Source organism: Streptomyces sp. NPDC031554 (genome assembly GCF_055580685.1).
Map to the genome: position 1 here is coordinate 317,224 of NZ_JBVIKX010000007.1, position 20,329 is coordinate 337,552.

A 20,329-nucleotide genomic window follows, 5' to 3' on the forward strand; every position below is an offset into this window, starting at 1 on the left:
CTCGCGGCGAGGCGGGAGGCGCGGGGACGGGTCCTACGGCTGAACGCGCCGCGACCCTTCGCCGTCGTCCGCCCCTTCGCCGTCGTCCGCTCCGTCGTGCCGGAGGACCAGGACGGCGGCGTCGTCCTCGTGCCCGACGCGCTCGGCGCCCTTCATCACGGCGGTGGCGAGGGCGGGGGCCTCCAGACCGGCGACGGCGGCGACGCCGGCGAGCCGTACGACCTGGTCCAGGCCCTCGTCGACGCTCATCGAGGGGCCCTCCACGACGCCGTCGGTGAGCAGGACGAAGACCCCGCCCCGGGCGATCCGGTAGCGGGTGACCGGGTACGTCGTCCCCGCCAGGACACCGAGGGGCGGGCCGCCCTGGTCCTCGGCGACGCCGGACCTGCCGTCCGCCGTGGCCCACACGCACGGGACGTGGCCGGCGCGGGCGCTCTCCAGTACGCCGGTCGCCGGGTCGAGGCGTATGAAGGTGCAGGTGGCGAAGAGGTCGCCGCCGAGGGAGAGCAGCAGGTCGTTGGTGGCGGCGAGGAGCTCGCCGGGCTCGCCGGTGACGGAGGCGAGGGCGCGCAGGCCGACGCGGACCTGGCCCATGAAGGCGGCCGCCTCGATGTTGTGGCCCTGGACGTCGCCGATGGACAGGCCGATGCGGCCGTCGGCCATCGGGAAGGCGTCGTACCAGTCGCCGCCCACGTTGAGGCCGTGGTAGGCGGGCGCGTAGCGGACGGCGAGCCGGTAGCCGCGTGCGGTGGGCAGGTCCCTGGGGAGCATGCCGCGCTGGAGGGCGAGGGCGAGTTCGACGCGGGAGCGCTGCAGCTCCGCGCGTTCGCGCGCCTGGGCGGTGAGCGAACCGAGCCTGGCCAGCAGTTCGTCGCCGTCGTCCGCCGGGCGCTTGCGGAACATGGCTCCCTCCGGAGAGGACGGTAGCCCCTTCGGGGCGAAATTCACCTTTTACGTTTATTGGATGATAGCGACAAGACTCCGCACGGGGACGGTGAACCGGGCCGGCCTCACCGACCGCCGGCGGCCACCCGCCGGTCACCCGTGGGCCACCCGCCGGCCGTACGTGGCGCCGCGGCTGGTGCGAAGGGGCCGGCGTGAGCGGCGGGGCCCGGGTGACGGCACGCCCTCCACGCCGTCGGCCCGAGCCCCCGCGCGGTCCGCGCGTCAGCCGCCGAGGGCCGTCATCACCACGTCCTTGGCCTCCTCCTGCACCCGGCGGAGGTGGTCGGGGCCCAGGAACGACTCGCCGTAGATCTTGTACACGTCCTCCGTGCCGGAGGGGCGGGCGGCGAACCAGGCGTTCTCGGTGGTCACCTTGATGCCGCCGATGGCCGCGCCGTTGCCGGGCGCCTCGGTGAGGACGCCGGTGACCGGCTCTCCGGCGAGCGTGTCCGCGGTGACCTGGGCGGGCGAGAGCTTGGCGAGCAGCGCCTTCTCCTCGCGGGTGGCGGGGGCGTCGATCCGGGCGTAGGCGGGCTCGCCGAAGCGGGCCGTCAGGGCCGCGTAGTGCTCCGAGGGGGTCTTCCCGGTGACGGCGGTGATCTCGGAGGCGAGCAGCGCCAGGATGATGCCGTCCTTGTCGGTGGTCCACACCGAGCCGTCGCGGCGCAGGAAGGACGCACCGGCCGACTCCTCCCCGCCGAAGCCGAGCGAGCCGTCGACCAGGCCGTCCACGAACCACTTGAAGCCGACGGGCACTTCGACCAGACGGCGGCCGAGATCGGCGGCCACCCGGTCGATCATGGAAGACGACACCAAGGTCTTGCCGATCCCGGTGTGTCCGGGCCACCGCTCGCGGTGGGTGTAGAGGTAGGCGATGGCGGCGGCCAGGTAGTGGTTGGGGTTCATCAGGCCCGCGTCCGGGGTGACGATGCCGTGCCGGTCGGCGTCGGCGTCGTTGCCGGTGGCGATGTGGAAACGGTCCCGCCGTTCGATGAGCGAGGCCATCGCGTACGGCGACGAGCAGTCCATGCGGATCTTGCCGTCCCAGTCCAGCGTCATGAACCGCCAGGTGGGGTCGGTGAGCGGGTTGACCACGGTCAGGTCGAGCCGGTGCTCCTCGGCGATCCGGCCCCAGTAGGCCACGGAGGCCCCGCCGAGCGGATCGGCTCCGATGCGGACCCCCGCGGCACGGATCGCGTCCAGGTCCAGGACGGCCGGCAGGTCGGCGACGTACGCGCCGAGGAAGTCGTGGCGGCCCGTGCCGGGGGCGGCGAGCGCCCGGCGGTAGGGGACGCGGCGTACGTCCTTCAGGCCGGCCGCGATGATCTCGTTGGCGCGGTCCTGGATCCAGGAGGTCGCGTCCGAGCCCGCCGGGCCGCCGCTGGGCGGGTTGTACTTGAAGCCGCCGTCGCCCGGCGGGTTGTGCGAAGGGGTGACGACCACGCCGTCCGCGAGGCCGCTCGTGCGGCCCCGGTTGTGGGTGAGCACGGCGTGCGAGACGGCCGGGGTGGGCGTGTAGCCGTCGGCGGCGTCGATGAGCACCGTCACGTCGTTGGCGGCGAACACCTCGAGGGCGGTGACCCGGGCGGGCTCGGACAGAGCGTGGCTGTCGGCGCCCAGGAAGAGGGGGCCGTCGGTGCCCTGCGCGGCGCGGTACTCGCAGATGGCCTGGCTGGTCGCGGCGATGTGGTCCTCGTTGAACGCCGTGTTCAGCGAGGAGCCACGGTGGCCGGAGGTGCCGAAGGCCACCCGCTGCGCCGGGTCGGCGGGGTCGGGGTGCAGCGCGTAGTACGCGGTGACCAGCCGGGCCACGTCGACGAGATCCTCGGGGCCGGCCGGCCGGCCCGCTCGTTCGTGCTGCATGGTCCGTTCCTCCGCATGGGTTGATCCGTCGCTCGCCGTCCCATCTTTCCCCGTCGGGGGGCCGGTCCGCGAGGGGGGCCCGGCCCGCGGCGGCGTGAGGCGGCGGCGCGGTTCAGTGACCCGAGCCGTGCCGGCCGCCGAGCTGGTCGCGGTGACGGGGGTCGCCCAGGTAGGTGTCCACGTCGAAGACGGACGCCGAGCGCACCTGGTCCCTGGTCCGGGAGACCTGCACGATGCGCGCCCCGTGGTCGACGCCCATGACGGCGTCCGCCGGGAGCACCACGTCCTTGCCGAGGAACCACACGCCGGTGCGCACGACCAGGTACTGCGGGCCGAGGTCGGCGGAGTACTTGCTGACCCTGCCCGCGTGGCCGTCGGTGGCGTCCACCTGGTAGCCGGTCAGGTCGTCGTCGGGCGTGTGCCCGGCGGTCGGGACGCTGTGTCCTCGGTATTCGCTCACGATGTCCTCCCTGGGGTCGTGTCCTGGTTCCTGCGTGTGCCCGGTACGGCTCGCGGCAGACGTCGGGGAGACCGGTCCCGGCGTCCCCGGGCGCGGCCGGCCCGCCCGAAGTCCCTTCCGGGCCCCGTTCGTGCGGGGCCGATCGGGGGACCTCCGGTGCGGGACCGTCCGCGCGGGGCCGTCCGCGCGGGACCGTCCGCGCGGGACCGTCCGCGTGGGGCCGTCCGTACGGGACCTGACGTGGGGGGTGGTCCGCACGGGGCCGTCCGCGCGGGGCCGTCCGCGCGGGGCCGTCCGCGCGGGGCCGGGTTCAGATGTCGGAGTCGATGCCCGTGACCGCCGCCGGGCCCAGCGGGGCGTCGCCCTCCTCCAGGCCCGACTCGCGCAGCGCCGACTGCGCGAGCCGACGCGCGCTCTCCTCGGCGTGCGGCGCGCTGTCCGCCTCCACGGTCAGCCGGATGGTGAAGGTGTCGTCGTCGTTGAGGGAGAGGGCGTCGAGGTCCTCGCTGTTCCCCATCTGCGTGCGGTGCGGGTCGGCCGGCCGCAGGGAACGGCCGATCCGGTCCCGGGTGTCCGCGTCGACGCCGTTGGTGAAGGTGCCGGGGACGCTGATCACGTAGGTCGTCATGACGATCCTTTCCTGGGTTTCCTCCCGCCTACCCCGAGTTCCGCCCGGCCATCGGAACACCGCCGGACCCGTCCCGGTCGGCGGGTCGTCCGAACGGCGCGGACGCGGGCGCGCGTCGGCGGGCCCGCCCCGGAGGGCGGGCCCGTCCGAAGCCGTCCTCAGCGTCTGCGGCCGCGCGCCGACCAGCCCGCGCCGACGCCGCCGACGTGGAGGGCGAGCAGGGTCAGGCCGAGCAGCATGATGTTGGTGGAGGTGAAGGCGTCGTTGGTGGAGATCTCCGCCGCGTTGATCAGGAAGGCGATGAAGAACGCCACCGCCGCGATGATGGCCAGCAAGGGGTCCGTCCCTTCGGGGGGTCGTGGGTGCCGGTGTCGGCCCGGTCGGGTCCGTCGTGGTGCGGATGCCCCGGACCGGGCCGTGGACACGGCCCAACTCGCGGAATTCGTAAGGGAGTCTGAGTAGCCGTACTCAGGCGTGGCCACCGCGCCGCCGTGAGACTGGGCTCACTCGCCCGTCCCCGACCGGAAAGGGCCCGCCGTGCTCGTCCGTGCCGCCTCCGTCCTGGTGCCCTTGTTCGGGCGCCTGACCGTGACCAGTGAACTGCGGATGCGCCTGTCCGCGGGGACCATCTTCGCCGCCAACCACGACTCCCTGGCCGACCCCGCGATCGTGCTGGCCGCGCTGCGCGGACTCGGCGTGGAGCCCGTGGTGATGGCGACCGCGGGGCTCTGGCGGGTGCCGGTGCTCGGCCGGGCGCTGGCCCGCGAGGGGCACATCCCCGTCCACCGCCGCTCGGCACGCGCCGCGCACGCCCTCGACGCCGCCGCCGAGGCCCTCGCCGGCGGCCGGCACGTCCTGCTCTACGGCGAGGGCGGGCTGCCGGACCGCGGGGACGCCGCGCCCGGCCCGCCGGAGGCCTTCCGCACCGGGCTCGCCCGCCTCGCGCGGGTCTCCGGTGCCCTGGTGGTGCCGGTGGGCCACGTCGGCGCCCGGCGGATCTCCTCGGGTTCGACCGCCAAGCAGATGGCGGGGGCCCTCACGGCACCGCTTCGCCGCCCCCACTGCCACGTCCACGTCGGCGCCCCGATGCGGCTCCCCGCGGAGGCCCGCACGGGTACGGCGGCCGCCCGCACCGCCGTCACGGTCGCCTGGCGCACGGCGGCCCGAGCGGTGGGCGAACGGGACCTGGAACTGGACCTGGTGTAGAGGTCCGGGTCCGGCGGACGGCGGGCGCGCCGTGTGCCGGGCCGCGGGTCCGCCGCCCGGCGGACGGCACGCCCCGGCCGGCCCCAGCCCTCCCGGCCCTCGAGCCGGGCCCCCGGCCCCCCGGCCCCCGGGCCGGTCTCAGCCCTCCCCCGGGCCTGCCGCGGTCCGCGACGGGCCCCCGGAACCGGCGCCCGGCGGCGGCGCGGTGCTGTCGCGCAGGACCAGCCGGGTCGGTACGAGGGTCGTGCCGCGCTGAGCGCCGTCGCGGCGCATCTTGCGCAGGACGGCCTGGACGCAGAGCCGGCCGACCTCGGCGAAGTCCTGGTGGAGGGTGGTCAGCGGGGGCAGGAAGGAGGCGGCCTCGGGGATGTCGTCGAAGCCGATGACGCTGACGTCCTCGGGGACGCGCCGGCCGCGCTCGTGCAGGGCGCGCAGCAGGCCGAGGGCCATCTGGTCGTTGGCGGCGAAGACGGCGGTGCACTCCTCGCGGGCGGCGAGTTCGAGGCCGGCGTGGTATCCGGACTCCGCCGACCAGTCCCCCCGGACGAGGGGCGGGACGGGGCGGGAGGCGTCGGTGAGCGCTCCTCGCCAGGCATCGGCCCGGCGCTGGGCGGCGAAGGAGTCCGCGGGGCCCGCCAGGTGCCACACCGTCGGGTGCCCGAGGTCCAGGAGGTGCCGGACGGCCGCCCGGGTGCCGCCCCACTGGTCGGTGTCGACGACGGTGTAGTGGCTGCCGGCGTCGGAGTCGACGACCACGACCTGGACGTGCGGCGGCAGGGTGACGATCGCCGCGTCCAGCAGATGGACCTCCATGATGACGATGACCGCGTCGACGGCGAGCTCCTCCAGGCGGGAGAACGCGCCGCGCACCTCGTCCTGGGTGGGCAGGGCGACCGGCAGCAGCGTCACCGCGTAGCCCTCGGCGGCGGCGGAGGTGGCGATGGCGTCCAGGGTGCGCATGTTGCCGGTCGTGGACAGCGTGAAGGTGATGACGCCTATGGTGCGGAACTCGCCGCGCTTGAGGGCGCGGGCCGCGCTGTTCGGCCGGTAGCCCAACTCCTTCATGGCGGCGAGCACTTGCTGCCGGGTCTCCTCGTTCACACCGGCGTAACCGTTGGACACCCGGGAGACCGTCTGGGAGGAGACGCCCGCCAGGCGTGCCACGTCCGCCATCGAGGCGGTGGTGGCCCGGCCGCGTCCGCGAGCGCGTCGTGCCGCGGTCTCCTGCCCCTGAGTGTCCCCTGCCAGGCCCACGGCCGTACCGGCCTCGCCCGCAGGGGCTCTTTCAGCCATCTCCACGCGTCGCCCCCCTCTTCCTCTCGCTGCGGCTCCCAGGGTCTGCGCAGATGACCCTTGACCCTGGTTATCGGGGCAGTGTAGACATGCCGCCATCAGATGTTTACGTAAACATAACAGCCCACCGGTTCTCCCGGATGGCTGATGTTTGCGTAAACATCGTGGCGATGCGCACGGCACACCCGCACGACACCGCCTGGTCCAGGACTGGATGAGCGAGGAACGACATGACGACGCTGCAACCGCCGGTGGCCGCCGAGCCGCGGCCGGCGCCCCCTCCGGCGAAACGGGACCGCCGCTCGTGGACGGGCTGGGGTTTCATCGGGCCCTTCGTGGCCGTGTTCGCCCTGGTCTTCCTGGCGCCGATCGTGTATTCGATCTACCTCAGCCTCTTCCGGGACCAGCTCATCGGCGGCAACCAGTTCGTCGGCTTCGACAACTACACGCAGGCGCTGCAGGACGACCAGTTCTGGGACTCGCTCGTGCGGGTGTCGCTGTTCCTGGTCATCCAGGTCCCGATCATGCTGGGCATCGCCCTGCTGGTGGCCCTGGCGCTGGACAGCGGCCGGCTCTACGGCAAGAGCTTCTTCCGCATCACGATCTTCCTGCCGTACGCGGTGCCCGCCGTGGTCGCCACCCTCATGTGGGGCTTCATGTACGGCACCAAGTACGGCCTGGTCGGTGACATCAACGGGGCGTTCGGCGTCTCGCTGCCCGACCCGCTCTCCCCCGACCTGGTGCTGGCGTCCATCGGCAACATCGTCACCTGGGAGTTCGTCGGCTACAACATGCTGATCTTCTACTCGGCGCTGCGCGTCATCCCGAACTCGCTGTACGAGGCGGCGGAGATCGACGGCGCCGGACAGTTCCGCGTGATCACCGCGATCAAACTGCCCGCGATCCGGGGCGCCCTGGTCATCGCGACGATCTTCTCGATCATCGGCAGCTTCCAGCTGTTCAACGAGCCGAACATCCTGCGGCCGCTGGCCCGCAACGCCATCACCACCGACTACACGCCGAACTTCTACACGTACTCGCTGTCCTTCAACGGCCAGCAGCACAACTACTCCGCGACGGTGGCCATCATCATGGGCCTGATCACGATGGTGATCGCCTACGTCGTGCAGCTGCGCGGCATGCGCAAGGGAGCGTGACCCGATGAGCAGCCCTCTCACCACCGACTCCCCGGCCGCGCCCGCGAAGACCTCCGGCCCCGGCCGGAACACGCCCCGCCTGCGCAAGCCGAGCCGGCACTCCCCCGACAAGCCCAAGCGCAGCGTGCTGCTGACGGTGCTGACCTCGCTGATCGTCGTCTACACCGTCGTGCCGCTGATCTGGCTGGCCATCAACGCCACCAAGACGCAGTCGGGTCTGGCCGACTCGTCCGGGATGTGGTTCGCCGACGACTTCGCGCTGTGGGACAACATCCACGACACGTTCACCTACCACGACGGCGTGTTCGGGCGCTGGCTGCTGAACACCCTGATGTACGTGGTGCTGGGCGCCGGCGGGGCCACCCTCCTGGCGGTCCTCGGCGGTTACGCGCTGGCGAAGTTCGACTTCCCCGGCAAGCGCGGCATCTTCGCCACGGTCATCGGCGCGGTGGCGGTCCCCGGCACGGCCCTCGCGGTGCCCACCTTCCTGATGTTCAGCAAGATGGGCTTGACGGACACGCCGTGGGCGGTGATCATCCCCTCACTGGTCTCGCCGTTCGGCCTGTACCTGATGTGGGTGTTCGCCACCGAGGCCATCCCCACCGAACTCCTCGAGGCCGCCCGCATCGACGGGGCCGGCGAGGCGCGCACCTTCTTCACCGTCGCCCTCCCGCTGCTCGCCCCCGGCATCGTGACCGTGCTGCTGTTCACCACGGTCGCCACCTGGAACAACTACTTCCTGCCGCTGATCATGCTCAAGGACGCGGACTGGTACCCGCTGACGCTCGGTCTGAGCGCCTGGAACTCCCAGGCCGAGACCGTCGGCGGCGAGGTCATCTTCAACCTGGTGATCACCGGTTCGCTGCTCACGATCCTGCCGCTCATCGCCGCGTTCCTGCTGCTCCAGAAGTACTGGCAGTCGGGTCTCGCCGCGGGCAGCGTCAAGGAGTGAGCGCGCGGCTCCCCCGCCGCCCCCTCAGCCCCACACCCCGCACCACCCCACCCTCACCCCGTCCCACCCACGAAGAAGTGGAAACACCCTCATGCGCAGAAACACCAGCCGCCTGCTGCGCGGCATCGCCCTCCTGTCGGCCGTGGCCCTGGGCGCCACCGCCTGCGGCGGCTCGGACGACGACTCCGCCGACAAGGCGGTCTCCGCCACGGACGTCCAGGCGGCCCTGAAGAAGGGCGGCACGGTGACCGTGTGGTCCTGGGAGCCCACGCTGAAGACGGTCGCCGCCGACTTCGAGAAGAAGTACCCCAAGGTCAAGATCAACCTCGTCAGCGAGCGGTCGGGCGACAAGCACTACACCGCGCTGTCGAACGCGATCTCGGCCGAGAAGGGCGTCCCGGACGTCGCCCAGATCGAGTACTTCGCGGTGAACCAGTACGCCCTCGGCAAGGGCCTCACCGACCTGGCCCCCTTCGGTGCCGACAAGCTGGCGTCCAAGTACACGCCCGGCCCGTGGAACGCCGTGAGCGAGGACAAGGCCGTCTACGGCCTGCCGATGGACTCCGGCCCGATGGCGATGTTCTACAACAAGAAGATCTTCGACAAGTACAAGATCGCCGTCCCGACCACCTGGGACGAGTACGTCGACGCCGCGCGGGCGCTGCACAAGGCCGACCCCAAGGTCTACATCGCCAACGACACCGGCGACGCCGGCTTCACCACCAGCATGCTGTGGCAGGCCGGTTCGCGTCCGTACAAGGTCGACGGCACCAACGTGAAGATCGACTTCAGCGACGCGAAGGCGAAGAAGTACGCGGAGACCTGGCAGAAGCTCATCGACGAGAAGCTCCTCGCCCCGGTCACCGGCTGGACCGACGACTGGTACAAGGGCCTGGGCGACGGCAGCATCGCCACCCTGACCACCGGTGCCTGGATGCCCGCCAACTTCGTCACCGGTGTGCCGAACGCGGCCGGCCAGTGGCGCGCGGCCGCGATGCCGGCCTGGACCAAGGGCGACAAGGCCAGCGCGGAGAACGGCGGCAGCTCGCTGACCCTGCCCTCGCTCGGCAAGAACAAGGAGCTCGCCTACGCCTTCGTGGAGTACGCGAACTCCGGTGACGGTGTCCAGACCCGCGTGAAGCAGGGCGCCTTCCCCGCCACCAAGGCGGAGCTGGAGTCCCCCGCGTTCCAGAGCACCAAGTTCGACTACCTCGGCGGCCAGGAGGCGAACAAGATCTTCGCCGAGTCCGCCGCGAACGTCGCCAGCGACTGGTCGTACCTGCCCTTCCAGCAGTACGCCCACTCGATCTTCAACGACACGGTCGGCAAGGCCTACGTCTCGAACACCAAGCTCGTGGACGGTCTGAAGGCCTGGCAGGACGCCTCGGTGAAGTACGCCGAGGAGCAGGGCTTCACCGTCGAGAAGTAGCACCACAGCACCAGAAGCAGGGCGGCGCGGACGAGGTCCGCGCCGTCCCGTGCACCACACCCCGGAAGGACCGCCATGATCTCCACCCTCCACTCCCGCCGCCGCGGAGCGGACGGTGACCCCGCCCCCCGCCTGGCCTACGGCGCCGACTACAACCCCGAGCAGTGGCCACGGGACGTGTGGGAGGAGGACGTCCGGCTGATGCGCGAGGCCGGCGTCACCGTGGTGTCCGTGGCGATCTTCTCCTGGGCCCGGATCCAGCCCACCCAGGACACCTGGGACTTCGCCTGGCTCGACGAGGTCATGGACCTCCTGCACGCCCATGACATCGGTGTCGACCTGGCCACCGCGACCGCCTCCCCGCCGCCGTGGCTGACCACCGCCCACCCGGAGATCCTGCCGGTGACGGCGGACGGCGCGACGGTGTGGCCGGGCGCCCGCCAGCACTGGCGTCCCACCTCCCCCGTCTTCCGCGAGCACGCCCTGCGGCTGGTGCGGAAGCTGGCGGACCGCTACAAGGACCACCCCGCGCTGGTGGCCTGGCACATCTCCAACGAGCTGGGCTGCCACAACGTCTACGACTACTCCGACGACGCGGCCCGCGCCTTCCGCGGCTGGCTGCGCGCCCGCTACGGCACGCTGGAGGCCCTCAACCACGCGTGGGGCACGGCGTTCTGGTCGCAGCGCTACAGCGACTGGGAGCAGATCCTGCCGCCGCGGCTGGCCGCCTCGCACCCCAACCCGACGCAGCAGCTGGACTTCAAGCGCTTCTCCTCGGACGCGCTGAAGGACTACCTGCGCGCCGAGCGGGAGATCCTCCGCGAGATCACCCCCGACGTGCCGGCCACCACCAACTTCATGGTGATGGGCAACACCAAGGGCATGGACTACGCGGACTGGGCCGACGAGATCGACTTCGTCTCCAACGACCACTACGTCCACCCCGGCCCGCAGGACCGCGACGAGCTGTCCTTCTCCGCCAACCTGACGAGCGGCATCGCCGCCGGCCGGCCCTGGTTCCTGATGGAGCACTCCACCAGCGCCGTGAACTGGCAGCCGGTCAACGTGGCCAAGCGGCCCGGCGAGCTCGCCCGCGACGCCCTGCTGCACGTGGCGCACGGCGCGGACGCGGTCTGCTACTTCCAGTGGCGGCAGTCGGCGGCCGGTGCCGAGAAGTACCACTCGGCGATGGTCCCGCACGCCGGTGCCGACAGCGACCTGTTCCGGGCGGTGACCGCGCTCGGCGAGACCCTGAAGACCCTCGCGCCGGTCGCCGGGACCGAGCGGGAGAACGCCCGGGTCGGCATCCTGTACGACTGGCAGTCGTGGTGGGCCAGCGAGCAGGACTCGCACCCCACCTCCCTGCTCGACTACCGGCAGGAGGCGCTCGACTGGTACTCGGCGCTCCTCGCCCTCGGCGTCCGCGCCGACCTCGTCACCACCCGCTCCGACCTCTCCCGCCACGAGGTGCTGATCGCCCCGGTGCTGCACGTGGTCCCCGCCGAGCTGGCCAAGGAGCTGACCCGGTACGCCGAGCGGGGCGGTCACCTGATCACCACGTACTTCTCCGGTGTCGTCGACGAGAACGACCACGTCTGGCTGGGCGGCTACCCCGGCGCCCTGCGCGAGCTGCTCGGCATCCGCGTGGAGGAGTTCGGGCCGCTGCTGGCCGGCGAGAGCGTGGAGCTGGACGACGGCACCACGGGCACCCTGTGGACCGACCGGATCAGCGTCGCCGACGCCGACACGCAGGTCCTGGCCGGCTACCGCACCGGCGCGCAGGCCGGCCGGCCCGCCGTCACCCGCCGCACCACCGGGGAGGGTTCGGCCGCCTACGTCTCCACCCGTCTCGGCGTCGAGGGCCTGACGGCGCTGCTGCCGCGGCTGCTGGAGCCGGCCGGGGTCGTCAGCGAGCTTCCGGCGGAGGCCCGCGGCCGGGTCGAACTGACCGTCCGGCGCGGGGACTCGGAGCGCTTCCTGTTCCTGGTCAACCGCACCGACGACACGGTGCCGGTGGCCGGACTGGACGGGGACGTCCTGGTCGGCACGGGCGGCACCGACGGCGCCCTGGTCCTCGGGCCGCGCGAGGTCGCCGTACTGCGCCGGCCCGTCGGCTGAGACGGGCGCCCGCCCCACCCCCGCACGACTCCTCGGCGCGGCACGTACACGTGCCGCGCCGAGGGCCATGCCCTCCCGCCCCCGGCGGGAGGGGCCCATGCAGCGACCGCACCGCAGTTGGGAGAACAGATGGCACGCCGTACACGCGACGGACGGACCCTCGGGGCCGCCGCACTGACCGCCCTGGCCACGGGGGCCGCCCTGCTCGCCGTTCCGGCGCAGGCCGAGGCCGCCGCGTCCGTGACCGTGACGCCGGACCCGTCGTACCGGCAGGAGAAGTTCGAGGGCTGGGGCACCAGCCTCGTCTGGTTCGCCAACGCGACCGGCGACTACCCGGCGGAGATACGCGAGAAGCTCGCGAAGCTCCTCTTCGACGACGACGGGCTGGCGCTCAACATCGCCCGGTACAACATCGGCGGCGGCAACGCCCCGGACGTCGAGGACTACCTGCGGGCCGGCGGCGCCGTCGAGGGCTGGTGGAAGGCGCCCGCGGGCACCACCCGCGAGGACACCGACTGGTGGAGCGCCGACGACCCGGCCGACTGGAACGAGGACGCCGACGCCACCCAGCGCTGGTGGGTCGAGCGGATCAAGAACGACGTCGACCACTGGGAGACGTTCAGCAACTCCCCGCCGTGGTTCATGACCGCCAGCGGGTACGTCTCCGGCGGGTTCGACGCCGGCGCCGAGCAGCTCCGGCCGGAGTCGGTCGACGACTTCGCCGCCTACCTCGCGGGCGCCACGAAGCGGCTGGAGAAGGCCGAGGGCATCAAGGTCGACACGGTCGACCCGTTCAACGAGCCGAACACCAGCTACTGGGGCACGCGCCTCGGCGCGGACGGCCGGCCGGTCGGCGGCCGTCAGGAGGGCGCCCACATCGGCCCCACGGTCCAGCAGCAGGTCCTTGCCGCCCTGGCGCCGGCGCTGAAGAAGGCGAAGGTCAAGGCCGGCATCTCGGCGATGGACGAGACCAACCCGGGCCTGTTCGCCACGAACTGGAACTCCTACTCGCAGGCCTCCCGCGACCTCGTCGACCGGATGAACGTCCACACCTACGGCACCGGGCAGCGCACCACCGTGCGGGACCTGGCCAAGGCGGCGGACAAGCCGCTGTGGATGAGCGAGGTCGAGGGCGACTGGGGCGACGGGCAGAGCTTCACCGACATGCGCCCGGGTCTCGGGCTCGCCCAGCAGATCGTGAACGACCTGCGTGAACTGGAGCCCAAGGCCTGGGTGTTCTGGCAGCCGGTCGAGGACCTCGACAACATGAGGCCGGGCGGCGAGTCGGCGAAGGGCGGCAACTGGGGCAGCATCCAGCTCCCGTTCGGCTGCACCTCGAAGGACACCCTGGAGTCCTGCCCGATCCACACCAACACCAAGTTCGACACCGCGCGCAACTTCACGCACTTCATCAAGCCCGGCGACCGGCTGATCAAGGTGGACGACACCTCCACCGCCGCCGCCGTCACCGCGGACGGCAAGGGCGCCTCGCTGGTCCACGTCAACAGCACGGCCGAGGCCCGCACGGTCACCGTCGACCTGTCGAAGTTCCGCAAGATCGGCAAGAAGGCCACCGTCACCCCGGTGGTCACCAGCGCCGACGGCAAGCTCCGGCCGCAGGCGCCGGTCGCGGTCGAGGGCGGCCGGGCCAGCTTCACCGTGCCCGCGCAGTCGGTGACCTCCTTCGCCGTCGAGGGCGTCTCCGGCGTCGCGAAGGACGCCCCGCTGATCCGCAAGGGCCGCACCTACACGCTGACCGGCGTGCAGAGCGGCAAGGCGGTCACGGTCGCCGCGAACGGCACCGGCCTCGTCCTCGGCACCGGGACCGGCACCGTCGCCCAGCAGTGGCGGCTCGACGCCCGGTACGGCGAGACCGGCGCCCGTCAGCGCTACGTGTTCGCCAACCCGGCCGAGGGCAAGCGGCTGGCGGTCCACGACGACGTGCCCGTGGTGGAGCCCGACACCGGTGAACGCGACCCCGCCACCGAGTGGGTCATGTCGACCACCGGTGACGGCACCTGGACCCTGGTGAACCCGGCCACCGGCCGGGTCCTGGAGGTCGGCGGCCAGGCGACCCACGAGGGTGCCGCCGTCACGACCTGGCCGCCCAACTCCGGTTCCAACCAGCGCTGGAGGGTGACGGACGTGACCGACGCGTCGTAGTCTCCCGCCCGCAGTCCGAAGGGCCGTGCCCGCACCGTGCAGTCGACGGTGCGGGCACGGCCCTTCGTGTGCCGGGGGCGGACGCGGTCTTCGCGCGCCGAGGGCGGGGCGTCAGGAGCGCTTCGCCTTGCGCGGGCCGCCGCGTTCGGCCGCCCGCCACAGCCGCGGCAGCTCCCGTTCACGGTCGGCGGCCACGGCCTGTTCCCGGCCGTACAGCAGCCCCCAGGTGAATCCGGGTTCGCCGGCCCGGTGGGCGGCCACGGCCTGGCGGCGCAGGGTCTCGCGGGCCACGACGCCGTCGTGGTGGTCGCCGAGCGCCTTCTGCACGGCCTTGACGCGCTTGCCGAGGCGTTTCGCGGTGCCGCCGAGGGCCGGCCGGGACGCCTCTGCCGCGTACCGGACCCGCTTGGCCGCCTTGCGGGCCTGGTGGAGGGCGGCGTCGCGCTCCGGGCCCGCGGGCGTGCGCAGGGCGCGCCCGACCCGGTGGGCGAGGCGGTCGTGTTCCTTGCGGAGCGTCCCGGGCAGGACCTCGGCCGGCTTGCGGCCGGCCCTGGCGCGCAGCGGCGGGTGGGCGACCAGCCGGTCCAGTGCCTCCAGGAGGGCCACGTAGCGGGGCGAGGACAGCGCCGCGAGGGTGCGCTCGCGCGCCTCGGCGGAGCGGGCGGCGTCCCAGGCCTGGAGGCGGGCCGAGACCGGGCCGAGGACCAGTTCTCCGGGCAGCGCGCCGACGCCGCCGCGCAGCCGTTCCAGCAGCACCTCCTGGTCGCGTTCGGCGCCCAGTTCGCCGCCGAGCCACTTCAGTTCGGCGCGGAGCGGCTCGGTGACCGCGCGGTCGAGGAGCGGGCGGTGGGAGCGCAGGCAGCTGCGCAGCCGGCGGCAGGCCACGCGCATCCGGTGCACCGAGTCCGGCAGGGCGCGCCGTACGGCCGGGTCGAGGTCGACGATCGCCCGGACCTGCCGGGTGAGGTAGGCGACCACGTGCTCGCCGGCGGTGCCGGGGGCGGGGGGCGGCTGCGGGGCGGGCAGGGCGCCGGGCACGGTCTCGTTCAGGGCGCGGACCGCCTTGGACGGGGAGTCGGAGCGGGTGAAGCCCTCCTTGCCGAGTGCCTTCTCGACGCGCTTCAGGACGGTGGCGGCGGATTCCTCGGCGACCGTCTCGACCTCCAGCTCCGTCCAGGAGGTGCGGCCGCGGTCGCCGCGCAGCGAGTCGGCGCGGACCCGGTCGAGCGTCAGCTCGGCGAGGACGCCGCCGTCGGGGTCGAGCAGTTCGCGCACGGTGCGGTGGGTGCGCAGGCGCAGCACCGGTTCGAGGCGGGCGCCACGGGTCCGGGACAGGGCCAGCTCCCGCAGGCCGTCGGGGATGTCGTGCGGGTTGCCGTGGTCGTTCGTGCCGAGGGGGGCGCGGATCTCCTCGCGGGTGTCGTCGCCGAGCGGCAGTTTCAGGTGCCAGCCGGCGTCTCGGCCGCCCTCACGGCGGCGCAGGGTGGCGGAGGCGCGCAGCAGGCGCAGGTCGGCGGTGTCGTAGTACACCGCGTCCAGATCGTGGGAGCCGCCGTCGACGAGCGACCAGCCGGTGCCCGCGCCGGTCAGCCGGGGCAGGCTCGGGAGGCCGCCCTCCGCCGGCACCTCGTACTTCCGTTCGGTCTCCCTCGTCGACTCGGTCATGTCTACCCGGTTGACACGATCCGCCGGGTCAAACCTCCCGCGGGCCCGCGGGCGCCGGGGCCGGCGGGTCGACGGTGCGCCGGGGGGAGGGCACCTCGGCCGGGACGCGCTCCAGCACGCCGCCCGCGAAGACGTCGTAGAGGGGCAGTGTCTCCAGGTGGACGTAGCCGATGTGGCAGTCGCAGACGGCCAGCGGGCAGGGGCGGGGGCGCAGGGCGGCGCGGTAGGAGCCGTCGTAGAGGTTGCCGAGGGGCGCGGGGACGAAGTGGCAGCGGCGGACCGTGCCCTCGCCGTCGACGGAGACCACGGAGTCGCCGGTGCGGCAGGGCAGGCCGGCGCTGGTGTGCGGGTGGCGGCTGTAGGGGAACAGCGGGTCGAGGTCCGTCCACCGGGCGGCGTCGGCGTCGGTGTAGGTGTGGCCCTCCGCGGCGTTGATCCACAGGTAGACGTGTGCGGGCAGGTCGGCGCGCAGGCGGCGGGCCGCTTCGAGGTGCTCGGGCAGGCCGACGACGCCGACGCTGAAGCGGATGCCGCGCGCGGTGAGGTCGCGGCACTTGGCGAGGAAACGGTCGTAGGGGGTCTGGCCGGGGTGGTAGGTGCACCACAGGGCGAGGGTGCCGGGGTCCGCTTCGGCGAGCCAGTCGGTGCGGCAGCTGAGGTTGGTCTGGACGGCGACCCGGCGGACGTGCGGGAGCCGGGACAGGTCGGCGAGGGTGCGCCGGTACCAGGAGCGGACCAGGGCCTCGCCCCAGGGGGTGAACAGCAGGGAGAGGCGGTCCCCGGTCTGCCCCTCGGCCCACTCGGCGAAGCGTTCCAGGGCGGCGCGGTCGGCGCGGAGCTGTGCGCCGGTGTCGCGCCGCTTGGCGAACGGGCAGTAGGGGCAGTCGTAGTCGCAGGAGGCGAGGGGGCCGCGGTAGAGGAGGGTCAGGTCCATGACCGGTGCTCACTTCCTCTCGTAGGCGGCCATGGCGGCCCGCACGGCCGGGGAGAACAGGGCGGGGCCGATCGCGTCGGAGTGGGCGAGGCCTTCCGGGGTGAGCCGGAGGACGTCCGGGTCGCCGGTCAGCCAGCCGTGGCCGGCGAGCCGTTCGAGGGCGGGGGCGAAGTCGTCGGCGGGGGCGGAGCCGAAGCGGGCCCGGTAGTCGTCGGTGCGCAGCCCGTCGGCCTGCAGGAGGGACTGCAGGAGGTGGCGGCGGCGCGCCTCGTCGTCGTCCATGGGGTGGCCGACCTCGGCGTGGGCGAAGTCGGTGGCGCGGACGTAGTCGTCGATGATCGCGCGGACCTCGTGCATGCCGACGGCGTAGTCGAAGGAGTAGTGCAGGCGGGCAGTATAGGAGCGGGCGCCGCAGCCGAGCCCGATCATGCCGTCGGTCTGGCAGGCGTGGTCGTCGGCGCCCTCGGCCGGGGCGTCGGCGCGGCGGAACATGCGCATGGACCGCTGGGTGTAGCCGTGGGCGAGGAGGTGGTCGCGGCCGGCCCGGTACAGGCGCAGCCGCTGTGCGTCCCATCGCGGGTCGGGGCCGCCGTGGCGGCGGTCGAGGCCGGTGAGGGGGCGGACGTAGAGGGGGTAGAGGTACAGCTCCTCGGGGCGCCAGGCCAGGGCCGCGTCGAGGGAGCGGCGCCAGGTGTCCTCGGTCTGCCCGTCGATGCCGTAGATGAGGTCGATGTTGAGGACCGGTACGCGGGCGTCGCGGATCCGGCCGAGGGCGGCCTCGACGTCGGCGCGGCGCTGCGGGCGCACGGCGGCGCGGGCCTCGGAGTCGACGAAGCTCTGCACGCCGAGGCTGAGCCGGGTGGCGCCGCGGCCGGCCAGGACGGCGAGCCGGTCGGCGGTGGCGGTGGCGGGCGAGGCCTCGACGGACAGGGGGACGGCCCGCAGGTCGGCGCCCATGCGGTGCTCGGCGATGTCGCAGAGGCGGTCCAGTTCGGCCGCGGTGAGGAAGGTGGGGGTGCCGCCGCCGAAGGCCGCGGTGGCGAAGCGCACCCCGTCGGTGTCGCCGAGCGCCTCCCGCACGGCGTCCGCCTGGCGTTCGAGCGCGTCGAGGTAGGCGCCGGTCAGGCCGTCGGGGGCGCCGATGCGGGTGAAGAGGTTGCAGAAGCCGCAGCGGACCTCGCAGAACGGGATGTGCAGGTAGAGGGAGAGGGCGTCCTTGGGTTCGGCCGCCCACAGGGTGCGCAGCGCGGGGCGGCCGGGGAGGGCGCGGTAGGCCGTCTTGTGCGGGTAGGCGTAGACGTAGTGCTGGTAGGGGCTGGTGCGGGCGGTCGGCCCGGTGAGGGCCGGTTCGGTGAGGGTCATCCGGTGGCCTCCGTCGGGCGGGGTGCGGGGTCGAGGAAGAAGTGGGCGTAGGGCACGGTCCACACCGACTCGTGGCCCAGGCGGTGACCGGTGTAGCCGTCGTCGCCGTAGGCGGTGCCGTGGTCGGAGCAGACGATCGCGAAGCAGCGGCGCCTGCTGCTCGCCGCCGCGAACAGCCGGCCGATGTGCCGGTCGACGTACTCCAGCGCGGCGGCGTGCGAGGCGCGGGTGTCGCCGGCCTCGCGGGTCGCGCCGGGCAGGTGGAACCAGTTGGGCTGGTGCAGCGCGGAGACGTTGACGAACAGGAACAGGCGCTGTCCGTCGGGGAGTTCGCGTACGACGCGCTCGGCGCGGGCCACCTGGTTCTCGAAGGAGCGGGGCGAGGTGACGCCGAACTCCGGTTCCCAGTGGGACTCGTGGAACAGGCCGGGCAGCACCGAGCCCAGCGGGCCCCGCTTGTTGAAGAAGCCCACTCCCCCGACGCACACGGTGCGGTAGCCCGCCTTCGCCAGGCCGGAGACCAGGTCGGGGGTGTCGAAGACGAAGGTCTCGTCGGCGGTGGTCTCGCTGCCGGCGAAGCTCGCCGCGAACAGGCGCGGGTGCGGTCCGGGGGCGGCCGGGGTGGGCAGGAAGCCGGCGAAGATCGCCTGGTGGGAGGCGTAGGTGAAGCTGCCGGGGGCGTGCCGCTCCTCCCAGCGGCCGCCGGGGAGGTGGCGGGCCAGGTTCGGCAGGCGGCCGGCGGCGGCCAGTTCGGCGGCGACGTCGTGGCGCAGGGTGTCGAGGGTGACGAGAAGAAGGTCGTGGCTGCCCACCACCTGGTTCATGTCCGGCTGGCGCGCGGCACTGCCGTCCGTGCCTGGCCGGCGCGCGGCACTGCCGTCCGTGTCCGGCCGGCGCGGGGCGTCGTTCTCCGTGTCCGGCCGAGTCGGGTCCGGCTCACGCATGGGGTGTTCCTGTTCTGTGGCGGGCGGGGTGGGCGCGCAGGGCCGCGGCCACCTGGGCGGCGTAGGTGTCCAGGCCCTCCGCGCCGCTGCCGGGGAGGCCGGTGAGGCGGGGCAGCAGGTCGCCGAAGGCGTTCACCTCGCCGACGGCCGCCCTGCGCCAGTCGAGGGCCGGCAGCAGGTCGACGCCCACGCAGAGGGTGCGGGGGAAGCAGGCGGCGGCCCGTTCGCACACGTCGAGCAGGTCGGACCAGCGGGCGCCCGCCGCCGCCACGGCCCGCCGGGCCGCCTCGAGATCGCCGCGGCGGCCGCCGAGATGGAGGTTGGTGAGGGGCGAGCGGCTGGTGCGCACCACCGCGTGGGTGGCGCGGCCGGCCACGACGACGACCCGCAGGTCGGCGGCGCGGCCCTGCTGGGAGGCCTTCGGCAGCCAGCGCTCCAGGTGCAGGCCGTCGGGGGCGAGCGCGTCGACGACGGCCGCGACGTCGCGCTCGTCCTGGTAGCGGCGGACCCGGAGCGAGTTGAACAGGCGCCCGTCGGAGGTGAGTTCCACCGAGGTGGTGGCCCTGATCCGGCCCGGTCCGCCCGTCTCCACCGCCAGCACGCCCGACGCGGACGAGCCGTGCGCGGGTTTGACGAACAGCCGCGGCATCCGGTGCTCGCGCATCAGCGCCCGTACGTCGTCCCAGCCGCGCACCGGGGCGGCCGCGGGGCCCGAGGTGGGCGAGGCCGGGACCGGTACGCCGGCGGCGTCGAGGACCGCGTGGCAGCGTCTCTTGTCGAACAGGACGGGGAGGTCGTCGGGGTCGTCGAGGCGGACGCCGCCGCGCAGGCCGGCGAGCGCGGCGGTGAAGCCGGCGTACCAGCGGGCCGAGCCCTCGACGCGGGTGGGGTCGGCGGTGCCGCGCAGCAGCCGGTCGACGTCCGCGTTCTCGCCCGGTGAGTCGATCCGGACGATCTCCTCGGGGCCGAACTCGGCACCGCCGGCGCGCAGCACCTCCGTCCAGGCGACGACACGCGGGGCGGGCAGGCCCGCCGCGCGCACGGCGTCCGCGAAGAGGGCGACCCGGCGGTTCTCGGGATTGCCGACGACCGCGAAGCGGGGCCGCCGGCGGGGGGCCGGCCGCTGCATGACGTCCTCTCGTGGGGTGTCCGGGTGCCTGCGTGGCGCAGGGGTGTCCAGGGGAGTGCCGGGGGCGGTGCTCAGGGGGTG

The 20,329-nt window shown here is 73.4% G+C and carries 17 protein-coding genes; 6 read left to right on the top strand and 11 right to left on the bottom strand.

Annotated features, from left to right (window positions below; genetic code table 11):
• Positions 1-33 precede the first annotated feature (33 nt).
• The 5 genes from ACZ5FU_RS20665 to ACZ5FU_RS20685 form a co-directional block, all read right to left on the bottom strand.
• On the bottom strand, positions 34-903 hold the full coding sequence (locus ACZ5FU_RS20665) for a PP2C family protein-serine/threonine phosphatase (RefSeq protein ID WP_468836465.1): 870 nt from the start codon (positions 901-903) through the stop codon (positions 34-36).
• Positions 904-1,167: 264 nt separating this feature from the next.
• Positions 1,168-2,808 (bottom strand): phosphoglucomutase (alpha-D-glucose-1,6-bisphosphate-dependent), encoded by a 1,641-nt coding sequence (pgm, locus tag ACZ5FU_RS20670; RefSeq protein ID WP_451530679.1) that lies wholly within the window; start codon positions 2,806-2,808, stop codon positions 1,168-1,170.
• Between the two features lie 112 nt (positions 2,809-2,920).
• Complete coding sequence (locus ACZ5FU_RS20675) at positions 2,921-3,268, bottom strand: PRC-barrel domain containing protein (RefSeq protein ID WP_451530678.1); 348 nt, start codon at positions 3,266-3,268, stop codon at positions 2,921-2,923.
• A gap of 310 nt (positions 3,269-3,578) precedes the next feature.
• Complete coding sequence (locus ACZ5FU_RS20680) at positions 3,579-3,896, bottom strand: hypothetical protein (protein ID WP_451530677.1); 318 nt, start codon at positions 3,894-3,896, stop codon at positions 3,579-3,581.
• 158 nt (positions 3,897-4,054) lie between these two features.
• Complete coding sequence (locus ACZ5FU_RS20685) at positions 4,055-4,231, bottom strand: hypothetical protein (protein WP_451530676.1); 177 nt, start codon at positions 4,229-4,231, stop codon at positions 4,055-4,057.
• Positions 4,232-4,433: 202 nt separating this feature from the next.
• On the opposite strand from ACZ5FU_RS20685, the gene ACZ5FU_RS20690 reads away from it, so the two are divergent.
• Complete coding sequence (locus tag ACZ5FU_RS20690; RefSeq protein WP_468646918.1) at positions 4,434-5,102, top strand: lysophospholipid acyltransferase family protein; 669 nt, start codon at positions 4,434-4,436, stop codon at positions 5,100-5,102.
• A 138-nt stretch (positions 5,103-5,240) separates the two neighbouring features.
• Here the strand turns inward: ACZ5FU_RS20690 and ACZ5FU_RS20695 are convergent, their stop codons facing one another.
• Complete coding sequence (locus tag ACZ5FU_RS20695) at positions 5,241-6,275, bottom strand: LacI family DNA-binding transcriptional regulator (protein ID WP_469046121.1); 1,035 nt, start codon at positions 6,273-6,275, stop codon at positions 5,241-5,243.
• Positions 6,276-6,625: 350 nt separating this feature from the next.
• Here ACZ5FU_RS20695 and ACZ5FU_RS20700 point away from each other — a divergent pair, with 350 nt between their 5' ends.
• The 5 genes from ACZ5FU_RS20700 to ACZ5FU_RS20720 all read left to right on the top strand — a co-directional run bounded on the left by ACZ5FU_RS20700 (position 6,626) and on the right by ACZ5FU_RS20720 (position 14,214).
• Entirely contained in the window at positions 6,626-7,552 is a 927-nt protein-coding gene (locus ACZ5FU_RS20700) for a carbohydrate ABC transporter permease (protein ID WP_451530673.1), read from the top strand.
• A gap of 4 nt (positions 7,553-7,556) precedes the next feature.
• The gene (locus tag ACZ5FU_RS20705) at positions 7,557-8,504 is read left to right on the top strand and encodes a carbohydrate ABC transporter permease (RefSeq protein WP_451530672.1); all 948 of its coding nucleotides are present in this window, start codon (positions 7,557-7,559) and stop codon (positions 8,502-8,504) included.
• Positions 8,505-8,595: 91 nt separating this feature from the next.
• The gene (locus tag ACZ5FU_RS20710; protein WP_451530671.1) at positions 8,596-9,933 is read left to right on the top strand and encodes an ABC transporter substrate-binding protein; all 1,338 of its coding nucleotides are present in this window, start codon (positions 8,596-8,598) and stop codon (positions 9,931-9,933) included.
• Positions 9,934-10,008: 75 nt separating this feature from the next.
• Positions 10,009-12,051 carry a beta-galactosidase gene (locus ACZ5FU_RS20715; RefSeq protein WP_451530670.1) on the top strand — a complete coding sequence of 681 codons (2,043 nt, stop codon included), beginning with the start codon at positions 10,009-10,011 and terminating at the stop codon, positions 12,049-12,051.
• A gap of 129 nt (positions 12,052-12,180) precedes the next feature.
• Positions 12,181-14,214 carry an RICIN domain-containing protein gene (locus ACZ5FU_RS20720; RefSeq protein ID WP_469046123.1) on the top strand — a complete coding sequence of 678 codons (2,034 nt, stop codon included), beginning with the start codon at positions 12,181-12,183 and terminating at the stop codon, positions 14,212-14,214.
• 111 nt (positions 14,215-14,325) lie between these two features.
• On the opposite strand, the gene ACZ5FU_RS20725 is transcribed toward ACZ5FU_RS20720, so the two are convergent.
• From ACZ5FU_RS20725 to ACZ5FU_RS20745, 5 genes are all read right to left on the bottom strand, one after another.
• Complete coding sequence (locus ACZ5FU_RS20725) at positions 14,326-15,879, bottom strand: CYTH and CHAD domain-containing protein (protein WP_469046125.1); 1,554 nt, start codon at positions 15,877-15,879, stop codon at positions 14,326-14,328.
• A 28-nt stretch (positions 15,880-15,907) separates the two neighbouring features.
• Positions 15,908-16,813, bottom strand: a complete 906-nt coding sequence (locus ACZ5FU_RS20730; protein ID WP_451527727.1) for an STM4011 family radical SAM protein — start codon at positions 16,811-16,813, stop codon at positions 15,908-15,910.
• 9 nt (positions 16,814-16,822) lie between these two features.
• Positions 16,823-18,175, bottom strand: a complete 1,353-nt coding sequence (locus ACZ5FU_RS20735; protein WP_451778217.1) for an STM4012 family radical SAM protein — start codon at positions 18,173-18,175, stop codon at positions 16,823-16,825.
• Positions 18,172-18,999: an STM4013/SEN3800 family hydrolase gene (locus ACZ5FU_RS20740; protein ID WP_468646661.1), complete on the bottom strand. Its 828-nt coding sequence runs from the start codon at positions 18,997-18,999 to the stop codon at positions 18,172-18,174. The genes ACZ5FU_RS20735 and ACZ5FU_RS20740 overlap by 4 nt, the downstream gene beginning before the upstream one ends.
• A 112-nt stretch (positions 19,000-19,111) precedes the next feature.
• Positions 19,112-20,248, bottom strand: coding sequence for an STM4014 family protein (locus ACZ5FU_RS20745; protein WP_451527725.1), 1,137 nt, complete (start codon positions 20,246-20,248; stop codon positions 19,112-19,114).
• Positions 20,249-20,329: the final 81 nt, after the last annotated feature.